The sequence below is a fragment of the Deltaproteobacteria bacterium genome (assembly GCA_003696105.1).
Classification (GTDB): Bacteria; Myxococcota_A; Polyangia; order Haliangiales; family J016; genus J016.
Genome location: RFGE01000191.1, coordinates 1 through 21,642 on the forward strand (window position 1 = coordinate 1; position 21,642 = coordinate 21,642).

The following is a 21,642-nucleotide window of genomic DNA, read 5'->3' on the forward strand; positions in this document are numbered from 1 at the left end:
CGTTCGCCCGCCGATCGCGACCGCAGCCGGCGGCACGGCGGGACAGGCCCCCGGCCGCCGGCGGCCCCGTCGGGCGTGACGCGACGCATGCCGATGGCGGCCGCCGGGTGCTACCATGCCCGGATGATTCGCTTGATTTGTGCGGTAGCGTTCGTGGGGGCGCTGCCGGGCTGCGGCCTGATCGACCCCGATATCACCGATTTCGACCTGTCGTTGCCGCCGAAGGAGTTCGTGGTCGACACCGACCAGTGGGAGATACAGGTGCAGGGCGACACGTTCCCTGCCGTGGACTGTTCGGCCGACCCGGGGGTGTGTTCGGCCGGCGCCCAGCAGCTGTGCTCGGGTGGGACGTGCTTCGCGTCGTGCGGGGCCGACGACCTGTGCGAGGTGCTGGTCCTCATGGACCTGTGGACGACCGTCAACCTGGCGGTCGAAAAGCCCGAGTTGGCCGAGATCGAGGGCCAGCCGATCGTGAGCGTGACGATCGACCGAGTGTGGTTCGACGTGGTCGAAAACACGATGAACATCGACGCCCCCGAGCTGGCGGTCTACGTCGCGCCCTCGAACGTGATGGAGAGCGGGTCGCCCCAGGCCACGCGCGTCGGCACCATTCCCGTGATCGAGGCCGGCCAGACCGTGATGGACGGCCAGATGGAGATGGTTCCGGACGGCGAACAGCGCCTCAAGGACTACATGAAGGACTACCGGACGCCGTTCAACCTGATCGTGAGCGGGCAAAAGACCGTTGTCGCCGGCGACCCGGTGCCGATGGGGCGGTTCCGGGCGGTGGTCAACGTCCGCGCGACCGCCGGGATCTGATATACCGCCGGGCGTGCGGCCCGACTACGAGGTTGTCGTCGCGGGCGCCGGTCCGGCCGGCTGCGGCGTGGCGCTGCGCCTCGCCCAGATCGACCCGCGGCTGGCCGAGCGCACGCTCGTCCTCGATCGGGCGACGTTTCCGCGCGCCAAGCCGTGCGGCGGCGGGCTGACGGGGCACGCGGAGGACGCGATGCGGGCGCTCGACATCCCGCTCGAGGTCGATGCGTGGCCGGCGCCGGGCGCGGTCGTGCGGTTCGGCGAGTTCGAGCGGCGCGTGGTCCTCGCGCGGCCGGTGCGCGTGGTGCGCCGCGAGGAATTCGATCACTCGCTCGTGCGGCTCGCGCGCCGGCGCGGCGTCGACGTGGTCGAGGGCGAGGGCGTCGTCGCGTTCGAGCGCGTCGCCGACGGCGTGCGCGTGCGGACGCGGCGACGGACGCTCACCTGCCGCGTGCTGGTCGGCGCCGACGGCGCGGCGTCGGTCGTCCGCAAGACGCTCCACGCCGGCCGCCGGCAGCGGCCGCACCGGCTGTTCAAGCTGGAACTGCCGGCGCCGCCCGGCCGGCCGCCGGCGGCCGACATGGTGTACGACTTCACGCCGATGGTGCACGGGCTGCGGGGGTATCTGTGGGTGTTCCCGGTGCCGGGCAACCGGCTCAACGTCGGGCTGATGCACTACCCGTCGCGCGTCAACCGCGGCGGCGGCGACCTCGTGTCACTGCTGCGCGACGGCCTCGCCGAGCACGGACTCGCGCTGCCGGACCGCGGGGTGCGGGGATGGCCGGCGTGGGGGTACCACCCGCGCGCACCGGTGTCCGCGCCGGGCGTCGTCACGGTCGGGGATGCCGCGGGGATCGACGCGCTCACCGGCGAGGGCATCGCCGTGGCGCTCGAGCACGCCATCGTCGCCGGCGACGCGATCGCCGACGCGCTGCGCACCGGAGACCGGTCGTTTGCCGACTACCGCCGCCGTCTGCGCCGCGCGGTCGTCGGCCGCGAGCTGGCGCTCGACCGCTGGCTCGCGTGGTTGCTGTACCGGGGGCGCGGCGCGTGGCGGCGGTGGCTGCCGCTGGTGCTGTTCGATCCAGAGGTGATCGAGCTGTACGCCGCGCGGGTGTCCGGTACGGCGGTGCTCGCCGACCACAAGCTGCGGCTGTATCGCGCGCTGGCTCGCCACGTCGTGAAGCTGCCGGGCCGCGCGCGCGCGCTGCGCGCGGCCGCACCGCCGGCGGCGCTATTGCCGGCGGCGTGACGCGCCGGCGCGCGGCGCGCACCCGCCCGTGCGGGCCTACCAGCCGTGGTCCGTGCCGCCCGGGGACGACATCGCGGTCGGCGGGGCCTGTTGGGCGCGCTGCTGCTCTTGGAACGCTTTGTTGACGCGCTCTTTGAGCTCCTTGCCGACCTTGAAGAACGGCAGCCGTTTGGGCTTGACGTGCACCGGCTCGCCGGTGCGCGGGTTGCGCCCCTCGTACGCGCGGTACTCGCGCACCTCAAAGCTGCCGAAGCCGCGGATTTCGATGCGTTCGCCCCGCCGCAGCGCCCCCTCCATGGCGTCGAAGATCGTGTTGACCACGAACTCGGCTTTGCCTTTCGGTAGCTTGAGCCTGTCGGAGAGCTGCTCGATGAGGTCTGACTTGGTAACCGGCATATGGCCCCCCCGATACGACACGACCCACCCGCGGGTCCCGCGCGCTGGTGCGTAATCGAATCGTACCGGCAGAATGCCGCGTAAATCAAGGGGGTTAGAACTCACGGCGCGCGGCGGCGTCGCGGCGTCGGGCCGCGCGCCGCCTCGCCGCCGGCGCGTCGCACCTGCGAAGCCTGGTGATTCTGGATGGTTACGACGGATCGGGGGCCGTAGCCGACGTGGTTACAGGCGGTTGGCCGGCTGGTATTCGCCGAACACGTCGCGCAGGGCGTCCGCGATCTCTCCGACCGTGGCTTCGGCTTTGACGGCGTGGAGGATGTGCGGAATGAGGTTGTCGTCGCCGCGCGCCGCGTCGCGCAGCGCGTCGAGCGCGCGGGTGACCGCCGGCCCGTCGCGGCGCGCGCGCAGGGCGCGCACCCGCTCGATCTGGGCGCGCTCGAGCGCCGGGTCGACGGTGAGCACGTCGATCGGCGGCTCCTCGTCGACCGTGAACGCGTTGACGCCGACGACGATGCGTTCGCGCCGCTCGACGGCGCGCTGGTGCTCGTACGCGCGCCGCTCGATCTCGCGCTGGATGTAGCCGGACTCGATCGCCGCGATGACGCCGCCGAGCTGGTCGATCTTGTCGATGTACGCGAGCGCGCGCCGCTCGATCTCGTCCGTGAGCGCCTCGACCGCGTAGGAACCGGCCAGCGGATCGATGAAGTCGGCGACGCCGCTTTCGTGCGCGATCACCTGCTGGGTGCGCAAGGCGATCCGCGCGGACTCCTCGGTGGGCAGACCCAGCGCCTCGTCATAGGAGTTGGTGTGCAGCGACTGCGTCCCGCCGAGCACGGCGGCGAGCGCCTGCAGCGACACGCGCGCGACGTTGACCAGCGGTTGCTGCGCCTGGAGCGTGACGCCGGCGGTCTGACTGTGAAAGCGGAGGCGGTGCGACTTCGGATTGCGCGCCCCGAACCGGTCGCGCATGAAGCGCGCCCACATCCGCCGCGCCGCGCGGAACTTTGCGACTTCTTCGAGGAAGTTGTTGTGCACGTTGAAAAAGAACGCGAGTCGCGGCGCGAACTCGTCGACGTCGAGGCCGGCGTCGATCGCGGCCTGCACGTAGGTGAGCCCGTCGGCGAGGGTGAACGCGACCTCCTGGACCGCGTCGGCGCCGGCCTCGCGGATGTGGTAGCCGCTGATCGAGATCGTATTCCAGTTGGGCAGTTCCTTGCGGCAGAACGTGAAGATGTCGGTGATGAGCCGCATCGACCCGGCCGGCGGATAGATGTACGTGCCGCGCGCGATGTACTCCTTGAGGATGTCGTTTTGAATCGTGCCGCGCAGGGCGTCGCGCGGCACGCCCTGCTCGTCGGCGACGGCGATGTACAGGCACAGCAAGGTCGCAGCCGTGGCGTTGATCGTCATCGACGTCGACACGCGGTCGAGCGGGATGCCGCGCAGCAGCAGCCGCATGTCGTCGATGGAATCGATCGCCACGCCGACCTTGCCGACCTCGCCCGCGGCCAATGGGTGGTCCGAGTCGCGGCCCATCTGCGTGGGCAGGTCGAACGCGACCGACAGGCCGGTCTGGCCTTGCTCGAGCAGGTAGTGGTATCGCGCGTTGGACTCCTCGGCGGTGCCGAAGCCGGCGTACTGGCGCATCGTCCACAGCCGGCCCCGGTACATCGTCTCCTGCACGCCGCGCGTGTACGGAAACTGCCCGGGCGCGCCGAGGTCGCGCTTCACGTCGAGGTCGGCGATGTGCTCGGGACCGTAGGCCCCGACGATCTCGATGTCCGCGTCGGTCGCGAACCTGTCCTTGCGCAGCTTCACGCGGCAACCGTACCATCGCGCCGTGGCCATCGTGACGCTCACGAGCGATTTCGGCACGCAGGACGGGTACGTCGGTGCGATGAAGGGCGTTCTGCTGTCGCTGGCGCCGGACGCGACCGTGGTCGACATCGCGCACGACATCCCGCCGCACGACGTGGTGGCGGCGGCGTTCGCGTTGGCGCAGGCGGCGCCGCACTTTCCCGACGGCACGATCCACGTCGTCGTGGTCGACCCGGGCGTCGGCGGCGCGCGCAAGCCGGTGGTGATCGACGACGGCCGCCACCGCTTCGTCGGGCCTGACAACGGGGTGCTGTCGCTGGCGGCGCGCGCGCCGTACGCGGCCGTCCGCGCGATCGAGGCGCCGGGGTTCGTCGCGGAGTCGCCGTCGTCGACGTTTCACGGTCGCGACGTGTTCGCGCGATGCGCCGGGCGGCTAGCGGCCGGCGCGCGGGTGACCGACGCGGGGCCGGCGTGGACGTTGGCGGGGCAGTTGCCTCTCGCCGGCGGCGCGCGCCGCGACGGCGATCGCGTGTTCGCGCGCGTCATCCACGTCGACCGCTTCGGCAACCTCATCACCGACCTGCCGGCGGCTGAACTGCCGCCGTCGCCCGAGTTCATCGCCGGCGGCGCGCGCATTCGCGGGTTGGTTCGCACCTACGAGGACGTCGGCCGCGGCGAGTTGCTCGCGTACATCGGATCGGGCGGCACGCTGGAGATCGCGGTGCGAGAGGGCAGGGCGTGCGACGCGGTCGACCTGCGCCGCGGCGACGCGATCGAGGTGCGGCGTGGACGAGATTGAAGTCGTCGTCGACGCGATCGCAGCCGGTGGCGACGGCGTCGCGCGAGCCCCGGATGGCCGCGTGGTTTTCGTTGCGCGTACAGCGATTGGCGACCGCGTGCGCGTGCGCATCACCGAGTCGCGACGACGGTACGCGCGCGGCGAGATCGTCGCCGTGGTCGAGCCGTCCGCCGATCGAGTGGCCCCCGCGTGTCCGCTGTTCGGCGACTGCGGCGGCTGCCAGTGGCAACACCTGTCGGCCGGCGCGCAGGCCGCCGCCAAGCAGGCGATCGTCGCAAGCGCGCTGCGCCGCGCGGTCGACGCGGGCATGGAGCTGCGGCCGCTGCAGTCGCCCGCGCCGCCGGTCGGATGGCGCCGGCGCGCGCGCCTGCACTGGGTGCGCCGGCGGCGGGGCCGCGGCGCGGCGATCGGCTGGTATCGGCCGCGGTCGCACAGGGTCGTCGACGTGGCCGCCTGCCCGCAGCTCGAGCCGGCGCTGGCCGGTGCGCTCGAGGCCGTGCGGGGCGTGCTCGCGCCGGGGCTCGGCGGCACCGGCGACGTGTCGCTGCTGGCGGGCCACGCCGGCGACGTCCACGTCGCGATCGCCGGCCCGCACCGGCCCGCCGCGGCCGAGGCGCTGGCTCGCCGGCCGCCGGTGGTCGGCGTCGTGGCCGGCCGCCGGGTGTGGGGGGCGGCGGACATCGAGGTCGAACCGGGGTTGCGCGGCCGCGCGGACCGGTTCGCCCAGGCGTCGCGCGCCGGCAACGCCGCGCTGATCGCCGCGGTCGACGCGGCATGCGCGGAGCGCCCCGTCGGCGCGGCGCTCGAGCTGTACGCGGGCAGCGGCAACCTGTCGCGCGCGCTCGCGCACCACGCGCGCCGGGTCGTCGCGGTGGACGTCGCCGTCGGCGCGCCGCTGGCGGGCGTGCGCTGGCGCAAGGGGGACGCGGCCGCGGTCGCGGGCGAGCTGGCCGCCGCGGGCGAGCGCTTCGACCTGGTCGTGATCGATCCGCCGCGCGCGGGCGCGGCCGACGCGCTCGACGCCGTGGTCGCGCTGCGGCCGGCGCGCATCGTCTACGCGTCGTGCGACCCGGCGACGCTCGCGCGGGACCTCGACCGGCTGTCGGCGGCCGGCTACGCGCCGCGCTGGGCGCAGCCGATCGACATGATGCCGCAGACGGCGCACGTCGAGGTCGTCGTCGCGATCGACGCGGCACCGCGGTGACCGGCGGCGGTCAGTTCGGCCACCATGGACGGAAGCTGCGCAACAGCGCGCGCACCGCGCGGCGCTGAGCGCGGAATCGCGCCGCCGGCGTGTCGACGACGAGGACGACCGCGTAGCGGCGAAACCACAGCACGCGCAGCGCGACGACCGGCCGGTCGCCGCCGGGGGCGTCGTAGCGGTACCACAGGTCGAGGCGCGGGATGCGCCCTTCGCGGCCGATGCGCCGCCGCAATTCGCGGTATCCCGGCGCGGTGGCGCGCGCCCCGGCGACGACGCGCGCGAACGCCCGGCGCGGATCGCGGCGTGCGGCGGCCCCGTCGACGTCGAGCCGCACGATCGCCGCCGCCTGGCCGGTGGCGGACTGGCGCCAACGCCGCGCGACGCCGTCGCGCCGCCAGCCGTCGCCGAACGCCACCGTCACGCGCAGGTCGGCGTCGACGAACGGCTCGGCGGCGGCCGGCGCGGCGATCGCGAGCGCGCTCGCCGCGGCGATCGCGCGCCGGGCCGTCATGGGGGCGAGCGCCGCCCGATGCGATCGTGGATCAGTTCGGCGACGCGCGCCTGGGCCGACTCGCTGTCGAACCAATCGCGCGGGTAGGCGAAATCGCCCTGCGCGGTCTCGATGACCAGCAGCGGCCCCGTCTGGGACCACGGCACGGCGCGGCGCAGCAGGTACACGTGGCGCACGTCGTCGAGTTCGACCTTCACCGGGGCGGGACGGTACGGGGTCTTCGGCAGCTCGACCGCTCCGTCGCCAATGCCGATCGCCGCCGGCGGGTGAGCCAGCGACAGGATCCCCGCGCGCACGACGAATGCCGACCACGCGGCGATCGCCGCGCCGATGACCTTACCGACCGCACCGAAGCGCCACACGAGCAGCACGCCGATCGCCAGCCCGACCGCACCGCCGGCAAACGCGCGAAGTCGAGCGAACACGAGCGGCACGCGGTCCGGCTCGGAGCGGCGGGACGGACGGCGGGCGCCGGCGTCAGTCGCGGCGCCAGTCGCGGGTGAGGGCTCGGACACGATTTCGGATCTCCTCGAGGTCGACGCGGGTGAGGGCACCGTCGCACACGACGACCTCTCCGTCTACCATGACATGGCGGATCGCGCGAGACGACAGCGCGTACACCACATTCTTGGCGAGCGCCTGGACGGGCCACAGCGATGGGTCGTCCAGGTCGACCGCGACGAGGTCGGCGCGGTAGCCGGGACAGATGCGGCCGACGGGCAACCGCAACACCTCGCCGCCGAACAGCGTTCCCATCGCGAAGCAGTCTTCGGCCGCGATCGCCTGGCCGTCCGTGCGGGCGACCTTCTGCAGCAGTGCGGTCATGCGCATCTCGCCGAACACCGACACCTGGTTGTTCGAGCAACCGCCGTCGGTGCCGAGCGCGACGCGCACGCCGCGGGCGCGCAGGTCGACCACGTCCGTGATGCCGTCGCCGAGAAACATGTTGGACGACGGGTTGTACACGAGGCTTGCGCCGCGGCGGGCCAGCAGCGCCCGCTCGTCGGCGTCGAACCAACAGCCGTGGATGGCGATCATCGCGTCGTCGACGACGCCGAGCTGGTCGACGGCGATCAGCGGGCGGGCGCCGAAGCGCTCGAGCGACTCGGTCACCTGGTACTGCTCCTCGGCCAGGTGGATGTGCCACGGCACGCCGGCGTCCCGCGCGCAGCCGGCGCCCGCCTCGATCATCGCCGGCGACGCGCCGTGCTGGCTGTGCGGTGCCGGTTGGATGGTCACCATCCTGCGCTCGTCGCCGGCGAACGCCCGGTGCAGCTCCTCGAAGTGGCGGACGGCGGTCGCGACGTCCTCGCGATACGCGGCGGGCGCGCCCTCCCAGTCGTAGAAGCAGCGCGCCAGCACGATGCGGATTCCCAGCCGGCGCGCCGCATCGATCGTCGCGAGCGCGTGGTCGTTGCCGCCCGCGTTCAGGTAATAGAAGTCGCACACCGTCGTCACGCCGTGCAGCAGCATCTCGCCGAACGCGAACAGACCCGCGGTCGCCATGCCGTCGGCGTCCAACTGCGGCGAATAGCGGTACAGGGCCTTGTCGCGCCACTCGAGAAACGGCAGATCGTCGCCGATGCCGCGCAGCAGGGATTGAAACGAGTGATTGTGGGCGTTGACGGTGCCGGGCAACAGCGCCGTGCCGGACCAGTCGATGCGGTCGGCGCCCGCTGCGGCGGGGTGACAGTCCAGCTCCTCCGGCGCGCCGACGGCCACGATCTGGCCCGCGTCGACCAGGACGGCCGTCGCGCCGCGGGCGACCCCGTCGACGACGGCGCGGTCAGCGGTGATCAGGCGGGTCGTCATGGCGCGAACGTACCGGGTTTTGCCGGCCGCGCGCCAGCGCGCCGGCGGCCGTTGCGGTGGGCGACCGCGCGGCGGCAATGACAGCCACCGGACCCGCGCGAGCCGGGTCGTCAGCGTCGGTTACTGGCGCGGCCGCGCGTCCGTTCGGGCGCCGTGGTAACGAGCCATCATGGCAATGGACACCCTCGTGTGCAGTGTGCGGGGCGTGCGCGTCCGGTGCGTGGCGGTCGCCGGAGCGCTGGCGGCCGTGTTCGTCGCGGCGGGCTGCGGCGACGCGGGCGACGGCGGTGCCGACGGCGGATCGGGCGGCGACGGCGGCGCGTGCGTGGAGCCGTCGTTCGGTGAACCGCCGGACGGCGTGCTCGCGTCGCCGGCGGACCTGCCGCGCGACGGCTGCGAGCCGGGCACGCTCGCCGGCGTCGACCCGACCGGGCTGTGGTTCGTCCAGCACGACCCGCACCCGCGGTGGCAGCGCGGGCCGGTGCGGATCTCGCTGTCGTGCGAGGGAGGGTTGTCGGTCGACTTGGCGACCATCGGGTCGACGCGGCCGGCCGACTACGCCGCGCTGGACGCCGACGACCTGTTCTTCCGCCGCGAGGCCGAGTACGGCAAGGTCCGTCTGGTCGAGGCCTACACCGCCTGCCGGCGCGACGCCGACGGCGCGCTGTACGGCTGGTACCGCTACTGTTGGGTCGGCGACTTCGGCCAGGAGTGCGGCGACCCGGCGTCGTTCGTGGCGCGCCCGTACGGGCGGATCGAGGGGGAGCCGGACGCCGACGGCCTCGAACTCGTGTCGGAGTTCCGCGGCGGGGATGCGCCGTGGCCCGACACCTTCACCGCGGACGTCCGCGTGGCGGACGGCATCGCGTACGTCGCCAACGGCGAAGACGGCGTGCGCATCGTCGACGTCACCGACCCGGCGGCGCCGCGCGAACTCGCCCACTTTCCCGCCGACTCGGATTACTACAACGAGCTGAAGCTGGTCGACGGTCCCGGCGGCTCGCGGTACGCGCTGGTCGCGTCGGATGCGGCCGGCGCCAAGATCGTCGACGTGACCGACCCGACCGCCCCGAAGCAGATCGGCCTGCTGCGGCCGGCCGGCGAGCCCGATCACGGCGTGCACACGCTGTTCGTCGAAACCGTGGGCGCGGCGACCTACGCGTACCTCGCCGACGGGTTTTCGCCCAACGTGTTCGTGTTCGACGTGACCGACCCGACCTCGCCGGTGGACGTCGGCACGGTCCACCTGCCGAACGACGACTGGGGCGTGCATGCGGTGTGCGCCGACGGCGGCCGAGTGTACGCGGCGGCGACCGTCGGCGGCCTCGTGGTGGTCGACGCGCTGCCGGACCCCGCCGCCGCCACGGTGATCGCGCGCTACCAAAAGGACGACACCTACGCGCACCAGTGCTGGAAGACGACGACGTCGTCAGGGCGCGCCGTGCTGGCGTTCGGCGACGAGGGCTACGGCTCGCACCTCGAGCTGCTCGATCTCACTCCCGGCGCCGACGGCGCCCTGCCGCGCATCGGCGAAATGATCTACCGCGACCAGGTGTCGATCCACGACATGATGGCCTTCGGCGATACGGTGTACGTGGCGCACTACCAGGACGGCGTGCGCATCGTCGATATCTCGGACCCGACGGCGCCCGAGACGATCGCCCACTTCAATACGTGGGATCCGGAGACGGCGCCGGGCGCCATGCTCGAGGGCGCGGTCGGCATCGACGTGGACCTCGACGCGGGGCTGATCTACGTGGCCGACACGCCGCGGGGCCTGCTGGTGCTGCGCCGCACCGGCTCGGCGGCCCGCTGACCGGGAGCGCGGGCCGGTAGGACGGCCGCCTGGGCGGGGCTTGCGCGCCCGCGCGCGGCCGGGCAGGGTAGGGCGATGCTGGACGAGATCGCCGCCGGCCGGCTTCAGCCGGTGTACGTCGTCGTGTCGCCGGAGCCGCTGCTGCTCGACCGCGCGGCGACCGCCATCCGCGACGCCGCCGTGCCGCCGGCGGCGCGCGCGTTCAACGCCGACGTGCTCGACGGCAAGGGTTGCACCGCGGCGCGCGTGCTGGCCGCGGCGCAGACGTTGCCGATGTTGGCCGACCGCCGCCTCGTGGAGGTGCGCGACGCCGGCGCCATGCCCGCCGCGGAGCTGGCGAAGCTCGTCGACTACCTGGAGCGGCCGAACGAATCGACGGTGTTGTTGATGACCGCCGCCAAGGTCGACAAGCGCGTCAAGTTCTTCGCCACCGCGAAAAAGCGCAAGTTCCTGGTCGACCTGCAGCCACCGCGCAACCCGGCGCCGTGGCTGCGCGACGAGGCGCGCCGGCGCGGAGTCCGGATCTCCGCGGCCGCGGCCGCGCGGCTCGTCGACGTCGTCGGCAACGACCTGTCGCGGCTGGCGTTGAGCCTCGACCAGCTGGCGCTGTACGCCGGCGACCGGCCGGTCGAGGTCGACGACGTCGACGACTTGATCGCGCACACCCGCGAGCAGACGGTGTTCGAACTCACCGACGCGATCGGCCGCGGCGATGCGCCGGCGGCGTGGGCGGCGCTCCACGCGCTGTGCGACCAGCGCCAGAGCGCGATCGGCGTCGTGATGATGCTCGCGCGCCACGTGCGCGGGTTGGCGGCGGCGCGTCGCGCCGCAGACCGGCGCACGCCGCGGGCGAAGCTCGCGGCGACCCTCGGGGTGCCGCCGTTCGTCGCCGACAAGCTCGTCGCGCAGGCGTCGCGGTTTTCCCTCGCGGCGCTCGACCGCGCTCTCGAGCAGCTGCACGCGGCCGACGTGGCGCTCAAAGGGGGGCGGCCGGCGCTCAAGACGCTCGGCCGGGATCTCGGCGAGCGGATCGTGCTCGACCGCGCGGTGGCCGACTTGCTCGCGGCCGGGCGCGGCGCGGCGGCCGCGCCGCGGGCACGCCGCCGGTGAGCGACCGGCGCCGCGCGTTACGCGCGGTTGGCCGCGTTGAACGCGCGGGTAAGGCGCGAGATCTTGCGGCTCGCGGTCTTGCGCTTGAACACGCCCTTGGTGACGGCGCGGTCGATCGCGCGCGTCGCCTGGCGCAGCAGGGCCTCGCGGTCGCCCTCACCCGACTCGAGCGCCTTGCGCGCGCGCTTGATCGCGGAGCGCACGGGGCCGAGGACGGCGCGATTGCGCGCGCGCCGGCGCGCGTTCTGGCGGTTGCGCTTGATGGAAGACGGGTAGTTCGCCATGGAGGCCGGTGTCTATCGCGGGCGGCGCCGCCTGTCAACCGGTCCCGTCGGGCGAACCGGGGGCGCGCGGCCCCGGCGGCGCGCCGGACGGTGAATGGCGTTCGGCGGGGCGGCCGCGGCCGCGGCCCGCCGGCGCCGCACAGTTCGTCGATTGCGCAGCGATTCCGAAACCTTGGATCCCCGCGGAGGCGATTTGAAACCCACACGAGCTGTGGAAAACCTGCGCACAAGCCTGTGGTCGAGTCCCGCAGATCGGCGCGGCGCGCGCGCTCCCGCGCGCTGCTCACTTTTCGGCCAGTTTTTTCGCCGCCTCCCACAGCGCGTCCATCTCGTCGAGGGTCGCGTCGCGCGGCGACCGGCCGCGCTCGTGCAGGCGATCCTCGATGTGCTCGAACCGGCGCGTGAACTCGTCGGCCGCTGCGCGCAGCGCGCCCTCGGCGTCGACGCCGAGCTTGCGCGCGAGGCTGGTCACCGCGAACAACAGGTCGCCCAGCTCGGCCTCCACGCGGGCGCGGTCGCCCGCCGCGATCGCCTCGTCCAGCTCGCGCAGCTCCTCGTCGACCTTGGCGCGACAGCCCGCCGCGTCGGGCCAGTCGAACCCGACCGCGGCGGCCCGCTCGGAGAGCTTTTGCGCGCGGGCCAGCGCCGGCGTCGACCGCGGAACGCCGCGCAGCGCGCGATCCGGGCCGCCGCCGCCGTGCGCGCGCCGCTCCTCGGCCTTGATCCGGTCCCACTGGCGCGCGACCGCCTCCGGGTCGTCCGCGCGCGCGTCGCCGAACACGTGTGGATGGCGGCGCACGAGCTTGTCCGCGATGGCGGTGGCGACGTCGTCGATGTCGAACTCGCCGCGCGCCTCGCGCAGCGCCGCCTGAAATACGATCTGCATCAATAAATCGCCGAGTTCTTCGCGGTGTGCAGCCGGGTCGTCGCCGGTCATCACGTCGAGCACCTCGTAGGTCTCCTCGAGCAGGTAGGGCCGCAGGCTGTCGAGCGTCTGCTCGCGGTCCCACGGGCATCCGCCGGGGGCGAGCAGCCGGTCCATCACATCGACGAGCCGCGCGAACGCGTGGCCGCGCTGGCGAGTGTTCGCAGTCATCGCGCCGCAGCATAGGCCGTGCCGCCCGATTCGTGCTAGACCATCCGGAGGAGGTCGAACCCTACTTGGTCACGCTGCTTCCGGCCAGCGAGCCCCGACGGGCGCGGCTGGCCTTCGACGATGCCGAGGCGCTCCGCACGCTGTGCGGGCAGTCCGGTCGCAACCTCAAGCTCATCGGCCGCGAGGCCGGTGTCGACCTGCACCTGCGCGGCAACGAGATCACCGTCGCGGGCGACGAGCCAGCCGTGGCGGTGGCGCAGGCGGCCGTCACGCAGCTGTACGAACTGGCGCTGCGCGGCTCGCCGCTGGGCTCCGAGGACGTGATCCGCGCGGTGCGCGTGCTGCGCGGCGACCGCCACGCCAACCTGCGCGACATCTTCAACGACACGGTCCTCGTGCCGAAGCATTCCCGGCCGATCACGCCCAAGGGGCTGGCGCAGAAGCGCTACGTGGACGCGGTGCGCAAAAACGACATCGTGTTCGGCATCGGCCCGGCCGGCACCGGCAAGACCTACCTCGCGATGGCGATGGCGGTGCGCGCGCTGCAGGACAAGCACGTCAAGCGCATCGTGCTCACGCGCCCGGCGGTGGAGGCCGGCGAGCGGCTCGGGTTCTTGCCGGGCACGATGGAGGACAAGGTCAACCCCTACCTCCGGCCGCTGCACGACGCGCTCCACGAGATGCTCGACTTCGACCGCGTGCGCCGACTGATGGAGCGCCAGGTGATCGAGGTCGCGCCGCTCGCGTTCATGCGCGGCCGCACGCTCAACGACAGCTTCGTGATCCTCGACGAGGCGCAAAACTGCACGCGCGAACAGATGCGGATGTTCCTCACCCGCCTCGGCTTCGGCTCGAAGGCGGTCGTGACCGGGGACATCACCCAGAGCGACCTGCCGGCCGGCGCCCGGTCCGGCCTGCGCGAGGTGCCGGAGCTGTTCCGCGGGATCGACGGGATCGCGGTGTGCTACTTCAGCGACGCCGACGTCGTCCGCCATCCGCTCGTCCAGAAGATCATCATGGCGTATGAGCGGCAGGACCGGCGCGCGGCGCCCGGGCGCACGGGCGCGGCCGGCGACGCCCCAGACGCCGCCGGCGAGTGATATCCTCCCGGCACGGAGGTTGCGAGGCATCGTGCGCCGGGAGGGACGATCGACGGGACGCGTCGCGCCGAGCAGGCGACGGTACCCGTGCGCCGGCTGGCCTGCGCGCCGCCGACGTCGCAGCCGCGCGCGGGCGCACGCATCCGGGGGGACATGCTGCGGACGGCCGCCGAGGTAGCCGCCGCGATCCGCGACGACCCGCGGTGTTCCGCGTGGTCGGTGGTCGACGCCGGGCCGGACTTCGTCGAGGTGGACCTCGGCGACGTGCACACGACGCTCGCGTGGCCGCCGATGTGGACCGACCCGGCGCGCCTGCGGCCGCATCTCGTGCGCGCCCGCGCGGATGCGTGCCCGCTCGTGTTCGTCGGCACGCCCGAGCAACTCGCGGCCGGGCGCGTCGACGCGCTGGACGACCCGCCGACCAATCGCGCCGCGGCGGTGCCGATGTCGCCGGAGCAGCTGGTCGCGTTGCTGCGCAGCCAGGCAGCGATCTGGCAGCGGGCGCGCCGGGCGGCGCAGCGCGACGTCCAGCTCGAGCGCGCCCGCTACGAGGTCGACCTGCTGATCTCCGTCGGCCGCGCGCTCGCGCAGCAGCGCGACATCGACTCGTTGCTCGAGGCGATCTTGTCTCGCGCTCGCGAGGTGACGGGGGCCGACGCGGGCTCGGTCTACGCGGTCGAAAACATCGAGGACGACGACGCGTCCAACGACACGGTGCGGTTTCGCGTCGCGCAAAACGACAGCGTGGCGGTCGACGAGACCCGTCAGGTCACACTGCCGGTGTCCGCGTCGTCGATCGTCGGCGCGTGCGTGTTGTCGCGCGACGTGATCAACATCCCGGACCTGTACGCCCTCGGTCCGCCCGGCAGCCCGTCGAACCCGTGGGGGTTGCGCCACGACCGCAGCTTCGACGAGAAATATGGCTATCAGACCCGGTCGATGCTCGCCGTCCCGATGATTTCGGCCCGCGATCAGGTCATCGGCGTCATCCAGCTGATCAACAAGCGCGCCAAGGGCGTCGCCCGCCTCGCGACGGCGGAGGATTTCGCGACCAAGGTCGTCCCGTTCGACGAGGCGTCGGTCGAACTCGCCGTCGCACTCGCGGCGCAGGCGGGCATCGCGCTGGAGAACGCGCTGCTGTACGACGAGGTGCGCACCCTGTTCGAGGGGTTCGTCCACGCGTCGGTCACCGCGATCGAGGCGCGCGACCCGACGACGTCCGGCCATTCCCAGCGGGTCGCGGATCTCACCGTCGGGCTCGCCAAGGTGGTCGATCGCTGCGACCGCGGCCCGTACGCCGATTTGCGGTTCAGCTACGACGAGATCAAGCAGATCGAGTATGCGTCGCTGCTGCACGATTTCGGCAAGGTCGGCGTGCGCGAACACGTTCTGGTCAAGGCCAAGAAGTTGTATGCGCACGAGGAGGAACTCGTCCGCCAGCGGTTCAACTTCATCCGCAAGGCGATCGAGGCCGAGCAGCTCGAGCGCAAGGTGCGCTACCTGCTCGAGGCGTCTCGCGATCGCGCCGCCGAGCAGCTCGAGGCGATCGACCGCGACGCGCGCGCGAAGTTGACCGAGATCGACGAGTTTTTGCAGTTCATCCTCGCGGCGAACGAGCCGACCGTGCTCGAGCGCGGCGGGTTCGAGCGCATCGCCGACATCGCGCGCCGCACCTACCGGGATGTCGACGGCAGCGAGCGGCCGTATCTCACCGAGCGCGAGGCGATGGCGCTGCAGATCCCGCGCGGCTCGCTCACGCCCGAGGAGCGCAAGGCGATCGAGGAGCACGTCGTCCACACGTACAACTTCCTGGTACAGATCCCGTGGGGACGCACCTACCGCGACATTCCCGCGATCGCCGGCGCCCACCACGAGAAGCTCGACGGCAGCGGCTATCCGCGCGGCGTGTCGGACATCGCGCCCCCTGCGCGCATGATGACGATCAGCGACATCTTCGACGCGCTCACCGCCAGCGATCGGCCGTACAAGCGCGCGGTGCCCGTCGACAAGGCGCTCGACATCCTCGGCTACGAGGTCGAGGCCGGCAAGCTCGACGGCGCGCTGCTCGAGCTGTTCATCGACGCGAAGGTCTACGAGCTGGCGTTTTCCAAATGACCGCCGTGGCCGTCGTGACCGTCGACCGGTCCGTGCGCGGCCGCCTGGCCGCCGCCGAACTCGCGCGGCTGCGCCGGCGGTTTGCGCGGATGCTGCGCGCCGCCTGGCTGGCCGACGGGGAGGGGCCGCCGTTGGAGGCGTCGCTGCGCCTCACCGACGACGCGGCGATCCACGCGCTCAACCGCGACTTCCGCGGCGTCGACCGGCCGACGGACGTGCTCGCGTTCGCGCAGCGCGAGGGGCCGACGGGGGCGCTGTTTCCGCACGTGCTCGGCGACGTCGTCGTGTCGGTCGACACCGCGCAGCGGCAGCGCCGCGGCCGCACGCTCTACGGCGAGGTGCTGTTTTTGGCCGCACACGGTCTGTGCCACCTGCTCGGCTACGACCACGCGACCGACCGCGAGGAAGCCGAGATGAACGCGCGCATGCGCGCGCTGCTGGCCGAGGCGGACCGGCGCGGGCCGGTGCGCGCGGCGTGACCGCGGCGCGATCGGGGGCGCGCGCCGTGCTACGTTTGCGGCCGGATCGCGATGGGACGACGACCCGCCATTCTCGTACACGGGGGCGCCGGCCAGTGGCGCGAGCGCTACCACGACGCCGCGCGCGCCGGCTGCGCGGCTGCCGTGCGCGCGGGGCTCGCGGTGTTGGAGGCGGGCGGCGCGGCACTGGACGCGGTGGTCGCGGCGGTGCGCGCGCTCGAGGACGACCCGGTGTTCAACGCGGGCGTGGGCGCCGTCCTCAACCGGCGCGGCGAGGTCGAGGCGGATGCCGCGGTGATGGACGGGGTGACGCTGGGCTTCGGCGCGGTCGCGGCGGTTCGCAACGCGCGCCAGCCGATCGACCTGGCGCGCGCGGTGCTCGACGACGGCGAACACGTCCTGCTGTGCGGCGACGGCGTGTGGGAGTTCGTGCGCGAGCGGGGCTGGCGGCCGTGCGATCCGGCCGAACTGATCACGGAGCGCGCGCGCGAACGGTTCGAACAGGCGCGCGCGCGCAACCGCGGCGACGTCGCGGCCGATCCGGGCACGGTCGGCGCGGTGGCGATCGACGAGGCGGGCCGCGTCGCGGCCGCGACGTCGACCGGCGGCATGAGCTACAAGCGGCCGGGGCGCATCGGCGACACGCCGCTGTGCGGCGCCGGCACCTACGCGACGCCGCTGGGCGCCGCGTCGGGCACCGGGCACGGCGAGCGGTTCATCCGCGCGCTCACCGCCCGGCGCTGCGTCGAGTTCATGGGGCAGGGCATGGCGGCGCCCGACGCGGCGCACGGGGCGATCGCGGCGCTGCGCGCCGACACCGGCGGCGGCGGCGGCATCGTGTGCGTCGACGCGGACGGGCGCCTGGGCGCGGCGCTCGACACCGACGCGATGGCCTGGGGGGCGGGCCGCGCCGGCGACCCCCGCGTGCTCGCCGCCATCGCGCCGCGCGGCCGCGTCGCCATCGACTTCGACGGCGCCGGGTAGGGCGGGCGCCGGCTTCGACCGCGCCCGGGTAGCGCGGGCCCCGGCCGGTGGACACGCGTCCCGCGCGTCGCGCACAATAACGCCATGCGAGGGGGCGCGGGGCGACTTGCCGCGATCGCGGCCGCCGCGTGCGCGGCGGTGCACGGCGCCGCCGCGGCGCAGACCGTGGCGGTCGCCGACCTGTACGCCGAGCCGGACCTGCGCGACGAGGCGGCGGCGGCCACGCTGCTCGTGCGGTCGATGCTCGACGTCGGCGGCGCCGTGGCGTCCCGCGACGCGCTCGAGGTCGAGGCGCGGCGCGCGGGGCTGCGCGGTCCGGCGCTGTGGATCGGGGACGGCGACGCGCCGGCGGTGGCCGCCGCGCTCGGGGTGCGCGCGGTGGTGATCGGCGCGGTCGACCGCGACGGGATCGATTTGGTGGCGCGCGGCCGCGCGGTGGGGCCGGACGGATCGACGGTCGCGGTGTTTCGCGCGCGCGCGCCCGACGGCGACGTCACCGCGCTCGCGCGCGGCATCGCGACACCGATCGCCTCGGCGCTCGGGTTGGCGACGCACCGGTATCCGGCCGCGTCGGTCGGGCAACTGCGGCCGTTTGCGCGCGCCGCCCGCGCGCTGCTCGCCGGCGATCCCGCGGCGGCTGCGGACGCGCTCGCCGGCGCCGACCTGCTCGCGGCGGCCCGCGTCGCCGCCGCCACCGAGATCGCCGCGCGCGTCGCGAACGCCGAGCACCTGCCGGTGGAGCGGCGGGCGCTCGCGGCGCTGGCCGGGGCGCGGGCCGCGCAGATCTTCGCGTTCGCGCGCGGCGCCGATCCGGTCGCGGTGGCTTGTCGCGCGCGCGCGCACCTGGCCGCGCTCGACGCCGACGCCGCGGCGCGCGAGCTCGACGCCGTCGCGCGCGTGCGCCGGCCGCCGCCGATCCTGCGCCTGGCTCGCGCCGAGCTCGCGCACCGGCGCGGCGACGCCGCGGCGGCCGCCGCCGAGCTCGCGCCGCTGTTGGGCCGCGCGCCGTACGTGCCGGCGCTGCCGGTGGTCGCCGACCTGCCGCCGGGCGCGCTACCGGCGAAGGTCGAGCGGGCCGCGGTCGCCGCGGCCGAGTCGGTGCGCGCCACCCGTCCGCGGCTGGCCGCGGCGCTCGGGTTGCGCGCGGCGCGCGCGGCGGCCGGCCGCGACCTGTCGCGCGCGCTGGCGCTGATCTCCGTGCGGGAACTCGACGCGATCGAGGTCGACCGGCTCGCGCCGATCGTCGACCGCGCCCGCGAGGGCGGCGACGCCGAGGCGCTGCGGCTCGCCGCGGAGATCGCGATGCGCCGCGGCGATCGCGACGCCGCGCTCGCCGCGGTGCGCGCGCTGCTGCAACGGCGGCCCGACGATCGCGTCGGCGCGCGCTACCTGGGGCGGCTGCTGTGGGCCGGCGGCGACCGCGACGGGGCGCTCGCCGCGTACGCGCGCGCCGCGACCGGCGGCGACCGCGCGGCGCGCGCCGAGTGGGCGCGCGCGCTCGTCGCGGCCGGGCGCGCGGCCGACGCGGATCTCGACGGCGACGACAGCGCGCTGGCGTTGCGCGCGCGCGCCGCGCGGCTGGCGGCGGCCGGCGACGCACGCGGCGCCGCGACCGCGCTGGCGACCGCCGCGGAACTCGACCCGGCCGACGGCGCGCTGGTCGAGGAGGCGGCGACCGCCCACCGCCAGGCCGGCGCGGACGACGAGGCGGCGGCCCTCGAAGCGCGGCGCGCGTGGCTGCGCGACGACGCCGGCAGCGCGCCGGCCGCGACCGCCGCCGAGGTCGATGACGGGCCGGCGGCTGCGCCCGCGGCGCTGGCCGACGCGCGGGCGGCGGCGCTGGCCGACGCGCTGGCGCGCATGCTCGCCGCGTTCCCGGCGCTGGCCGAGCGGCGGGTGGCGCGGATCGCCCTGGTGCCGCTGGCGGGCGGCGGCGGCCCGGTCTACGCGCCGCGCCGGGCGGTACCCGAGCGACTGCGCGCCGCGCTGGAGCGGGCGGTGGCGGCGCCGGCGTTCGGCGCGAAGGTCGCGCCGCTGGCGGCCGACCCGATGCGCGAGCCGCTGGCGGCGGCCCGGCTGCGCGAGCTCGCGCGCAGCGCGCGAGCCGACGCCATCTTGCTGTACCGCGCGCGGCCGCGCGGTCGCGCTGCGGAGATCAAGTTGACCCTGTACGAGGCGGCGACCGGCGACGCGCTCGACGTGGTCGACCGCGTCGAGGGGGCCGCGGCCGATCACCTGGTCGTGTGGAACCGGACGTTCGTCGGCGCGCTGGTCGCGATCGGCGGTCTGCTCGCCCTGTGGTTGGGCTTGCGGGCGCTGCGCGGCACCGGCGGCGTGCGCGTGCGCCTCGACCTCGACCCGGCGGCCGACGACGCGGCGTACGCGATCGAGCTGTCCCGCCGGTCGAAGCGGCCCGACGTGGGCGACCTCGCCGACTACGTGGCCCGGATGCGCCGCGGAGGCCACAAGACGGGGCGGCTGTCGGCGACGCTCGCGGGCGCGCTCACCGAATTTCCGTCCGTGCCGGCCGGAACCTGGTGGGTCCACGTCCTCGGCGGGCACACCAAGGGCGGGCAGCTGCGCGCGGTCCCGCCGCGGGCGAGCGCGCGCGTACGCGTGCGCCGCGGCAAGGTGGCCGACGTGCGCATCGATCTCGTACCGCCGGTGACCGAGTACACGTTCGTCGTCTACGACGGGGACGAGCCGGTGCGCGGCGCGTCCGTCCGCGCCGACCGCGGTCCTTCCGCGACCACCGGCGCCAGCGGCGAGGCGGTGCTCGAGCTGCCGCGCGGCAGCCACGTCGTGCGCATCGAGGCCGGCGGCCTGCGGGTCGAACGGCGCATCGACGTGACGGACACGAAGCTGCACCGCGTCGTCGTGAACCTGGCGCGCGAGCGCCGCCTCGCGGACGTGGCCGACGGCATCGAGCTGGCCCCGGAGCCGGCGGGCGACATCGAGATCCTGCCCACGTCGCAGAGCGCGGCGCCGCGGGTGGCGAGCGGGTCGTCGCCGGCGGGGCTGCCCGACGCCGCGCGGAGCCCGTCGGCGCCGGCGCTGGCGACCGGTTCGGACGCGTCGCCGCACGCGGCCACCGCGGCGGTGGCGTCGGGCGGTCTGGCGATGGCGGGAGCGCTCGGCCGCTACCGGCGCGTCGCCGAACTCGGGCGCGGCGCGATGGGGGTCGTCTACCGCGCGCGCGATGCGGTGCTCGAGCGCGACGTGGCGCTCAAGATCATGACGCCTCAGATGCGCGCGCACCCGGTCGCGCTGCAGTTCTTCTTGCAGGAGGCCAAGGCCCTCGCACAGCTCAATCACCCGAACATCGTCACCGTCTACGACCAGGGGCAGGACGGCGACGAGGCGTTCATGGTCATGGAGTTCGTCGACGGCCAGACGCTCGAGGCGCTGCTCGCCGACCGCGCGCCGCTGCCGCTGTCGCGCGCCCTCGACATCGCCGACCAGCTGTGCCGCGGGTTGGCCTATGCCCACGCGCGCCACGTGATCCACCGGGACATCAAGCCGGCCAACGTGTTCGTCGCGCGCGACGGCACCGTCAAGATCGGCGACTTCGGCCTCGCCCGCGTCGTCCACGAGCTTCGCATCCAGCGCACCGAGGTTCGCGGCACGCCGCTTTACATGGCGCCGGAGCAGATCCACGGCGTGGACATCGACCATCGCGCGGACCTGTACGCCGCCGGTTGCACCATCTACGAGCTGGTGGCCGGGCGGCCGCCGTTCATCGAGGGCGAGGTGTTGTATCATCACCTTCACACCGAACCGGCGCCCCCGTCGCAGTACAACCCGGACGTGCCGGCCGCGCTCGACCAGCTGCTGCTGCGCTGCCTGGCCAAGGACAAGCACGCGCGCATCGCCCGCGCCGAGGACATCTGCGAGGCGCTGCGGCCGCTGCGGCAGCGCTACGGCTAGCGGCTGCCCCCGATGCAGGGCGCGTCAGGCGAGGCCCATGGAATCTCAGGCGGCGCGCGACGAAGGCGTTGGGCGGGGCGAAGGAACCGTGGAGCCACGCGGTATGAGGTCTCGGGGACCGGG

The 21,642-nt window shown here is 74.2% G+C and carries 18 protein-coding genes; 11 read left to right on the forward strand and 7 right to left on the reverse strand.

The window, feature by feature from the left end:
- The first annotated feature begins 123 nt into the window (after positions 1-123).
- Both D6689_12610 and D6689_12615 read left to right on the forward strand, forming a co-directional pair.
- Positions 124-819: a hypothetical protein gene (locus D6689_12610; protein ID RMH40806.1), complete on the forward strand. Its 696-nt coding sequence runs from the start codon at positions 124-126 to the stop codon at positions 817-819.
- Positions 746-2,068: an NAD(P)/FAD-dependent oxidoreductase gene (locus D6689_12615; protein ID RMH40807.1), complete on the forward strand. Its 1,323-nt coding sequence runs from the start codon at positions 746-748 to the stop codon at positions 2,066-2,068. Before D6689_12610 ends, D6689_12615 begins: the two co-directional genes overlap by 74 nt.
- Before the next feature lie 36 nt (positions 2,069-2,104).
- Here the strand turns inward: D6689_12615 and D6689_12620 are convergent, their stop codons facing one another.
- On the reverse strand, positions 2,105-2,464 hold the full coding sequence (locus D6689_12620; protein RMH40808.1) for an integration host factor subunit beta: 360 nt from the start codon (positions 2,462-2,464) through the stop codon (positions 2,105-2,107).
- 222 nt (positions 2,465-2,686) lie between these two features.
- Positions 2,687-4,312 (reverse strand): methylmalonyl-CoA mutase, encoded by a 1,626-nt coding sequence (locus D6689_12625; protein RMH40825.1) that lies wholly within the window; start codon positions 4,310-4,312, stop codon positions 2,687-2,689.
- Here D6689_12625 and D6689_12630 point away from each other — a divergent pair.
- Together D6689_12630 and D6689_12635 are read left to right on the forward strand one after the other, a co-directional pair.
- Complete coding sequence (locus tag D6689_12630) at positions 4,242-5,081, forward strand: hypothetical protein (protein RMH40826.1); 840 nt, start codon at positions 4,242-4,244, stop codon at positions 5,079-5,081. The genes D6689_12625 and D6689_12630 overlap by 71 nt on opposite strands.
- A complete protein-coding gene (locus D6689_12635) occupies positions 5,068-6,285 on the forward strand; it encodes a class I SAM-dependent RNA methyltransferase (GenBank protein ID RMH40809.1) in 1,218 nt (405 codons plus the stop codon). Before D6689_12630 ends, D6689_12635 begins: the two co-directional genes overlap by 14 nt.
- 10 nt (positions 6,286-6,295) lie before the next feature.
- Here D6689_12635 and D6689_12640 read toward each other — a convergent pair whose 3' ends face one another.
- From D6689_12640 to D6689_12650, 3 genes are read right to left on the reverse strand one after another with little or no spacing between them, the layout of a single operon-like run.
- Positions 6,296-6,796, reverse strand: a complete 501-nt coding sequence (locus D6689_12640; protein ID RMH40810.1) for a hypothetical protein — start codon at positions 6,794-6,796, stop codon at positions 6,296-6,298.
- A complete protein-coding gene (locus D6689_12645) occupies positions 6,793-7,230 on the reverse strand; it encodes a hypothetical protein (GenBank protein RMH40811.1) in 438 nt (145 codons plus the stop codon). Before D6689_12645 ends, D6689_12640 begins: the two co-directional genes overlap by 4 nt.
- A 43-nt stretch (positions 7,231-7,273) precedes the next feature.
- Positions 7,274-8,608, reverse strand: a complete 1,335-nt coding sequence (locus D6689_12650) for an amidohydrolase (protein RMH40812.1) — start codon at positions 8,606-8,608, stop codon at positions 7,274-7,276.
- A 220-nt stretch (positions 8,609-8,828) separates the two neighbouring features.
- Here D6689_12650 and D6689_12655 point away from each other — a divergent pair, with 220 nt between their 5' ends.
- Positions 8,829-10,424: a hypothetical protein gene (locus D6689_12655; GenBank protein ID RMH40813.1), complete on the forward strand. Its 1,596-nt coding sequence runs from the start codon at positions 8,829-8,831 to the stop codon at positions 10,422-10,424.
- Between the two features lie 75 nt (positions 10,425-10,499).
- Complete coding sequence (holA, locus tag D6689_12660) at positions 10,500-11,534, forward strand: DNA polymerase III subunit delta (protein ID RMH40814.1); 1,035 nt, start codon at positions 10,500-10,502, stop codon at positions 11,532-11,534.
- A 17-nt stretch (positions 11,535-11,551) separates the two neighbouring features.
- Here the strand turns inward: holA and D6689_12665 are convergent, their stop codons facing one another.
- Both D6689_12665 and D6689_12670 read right to left on the reverse strand, forming a co-directional pair.
- Positions 11,552-11,818 carry a 30S ribosomal protein S20 gene (locus tag D6689_12665; GenBank protein RMH40815.1) on the reverse strand — a complete coding sequence of 89 codons (267 nt, stop codon included), beginning with the start codon at positions 11,816-11,818 and terminating at the stop codon, positions 11,552-11,554.
- 283 nt (positions 11,819-12,101) lie between these two features.
- Positions 12,102-12,914, reverse strand: a complete 813-nt coding sequence (locus tag D6689_12670) for a nucleoside triphosphate pyrophosphohydrolase (GenBank protein ID RMH40816.1) — start codon at positions 12,912-12,914, stop codon at positions 12,102-12,104.
- Between the two features lie 74 nt (positions 12,915-12,988).
- Here D6689_12670 and D6689_12675 point away from each other — a divergent pair, with 74 nt between their 5' ends.
- From D6689_12675 to D6689_12695, 5 genes are all read left to right on the forward strand, one after another.
- Positions 12,989-14,014, forward strand: a complete 1,026-nt coding sequence (locus D6689_12675; GenBank protein ID RMH40827.1) for a PhoH family protein — start codon at positions 12,989-12,991, stop codon at positions 14,012-14,014.
- 87 nt (positions 14,015-14,101) lie between these two features.
- Positions 14,102-16,129 (forward strand): GAF domain-containing protein, encoded by a 2,028-nt coding sequence (locus D6689_12680; protein ID RMH40817.1) that lies wholly within the window; start codon positions 14,102-14,104, stop codon positions 16,127-16,129.
- An 89-nt stretch (positions 16,130-16,218) separates the two neighbouring features.
- Entirely contained in the window at positions 16,219-16,608 is a 390-nt protein-coding gene (gene ybeY, locus D6689_12685; GenBank protein ID RMH40828.1) for an rRNA maturation RNase YbeY, read from the forward strand.
- A 51-nt stretch (positions 16,609-16,659) separates the two neighbouring features.
- Complete coding sequence (locus D6689_12690; GenBank protein RMH40818.1) at positions 16,660-17,592, forward strand: isoaspartyl peptidase/L-asparaginase; 933 nt, start codon at positions 16,660-16,662, stop codon at positions 17,590-17,592.
- Positions 17,593-17,676: 84 nt separating this feature from the next.
- Positions 17,677-21,519: a serine/threonine protein kinase gene (locus D6689_12695; protein RMH40819.1), complete on the forward strand. Its 3,843-nt coding sequence runs from the start codon at positions 17,677-17,679 to the stop codon at positions 21,517-21,519.
- Positions 21,520-21,642: the final 123 nt, after the last annotated feature.

Bases quoted from the DNA above. Each gene is read 5' to 3' on its own strand.
- D6689_12610 (RMH40806.1), top strand. From the start codon at position 124: ATGATTCGCTTGATTTGTGCGGTAGCGTTCGTGGGGGCGCTGCCGGGC.
- D6689_12620 (RMH40808.1), bottom strand. From the start codon at position 2,464: ATGCCGGTTACCAAGTCAGACCTCATCGAGCAGCTCTCCGACAGGCTC.
- D6689_12630 (RMH40826.1), top strand. From the start codon at position 4,242: ATGTCCGCGTCGGTCGCGAACCTGTCCTTGCGCAGCTTCACGCGGCAA.
- D6689_12625 (RMH40825.1), bottom strand. From the start codon at position 4,312: ATGGCCACGGCGCGATGGTACGGTTGCCGCGTGAAGCTGCGCAAGGAC.
- D6689_12640 (RMH40810.1), bottom strand. From the start codon at position 6,796: ATGACGGCCCGGCGCGCGATCGCCGCGGCGAGCGCGCTCGCGATCGCC.
- D6689_12650 (RMH40812.1), bottom strand. From the start codon at position 8,608: ATGACGACCCGCCTGATCACCGCTGACCGCGCCGTCGTCGACGGGGTC.
- holA (RMH40814.1), top strand. From the start codon at position 10,500: ATGCTGGACGAGATCGCCGCCGGCCGGCTTCAGCCGGTGTACGTCGTC.
- D6689_12665 (RMH40815.1), bottom strand. From the start codon at position 11,818: ATGGCGAACTACCCGTCTTCCATCAAGCGCAACCGCCAGAACGCGCGC.
- D6689_12670 (RMH40816.1), bottom strand. From the start codon at position 12,914: ATGACTGCGAACACTCGCCAGCGCGGCCACGCGTTCGCGCGGCTCGTC.
- ybeY (RMH40828.1), top strand. From the start codon at position 16,219: ATGCTGCGCGCCGCCTGGCTGGCCGACGGGGAGGGGCCGCCGTTGGAG.
- D6689_12690 (RMH40818.1), top strand. From the start codon at position 16,660: ATGGGACGACGACCCGCCATTCTCGTACACGGGGGCGCCGGCCAGTGG.
- D6689_12695 (RMH40819.1), top strand. From the start codon at position 17,677: ATGCGAGGGGGCGCGGGGCGACTTGCCGCGATCGCGGCCGCCGCGTGC.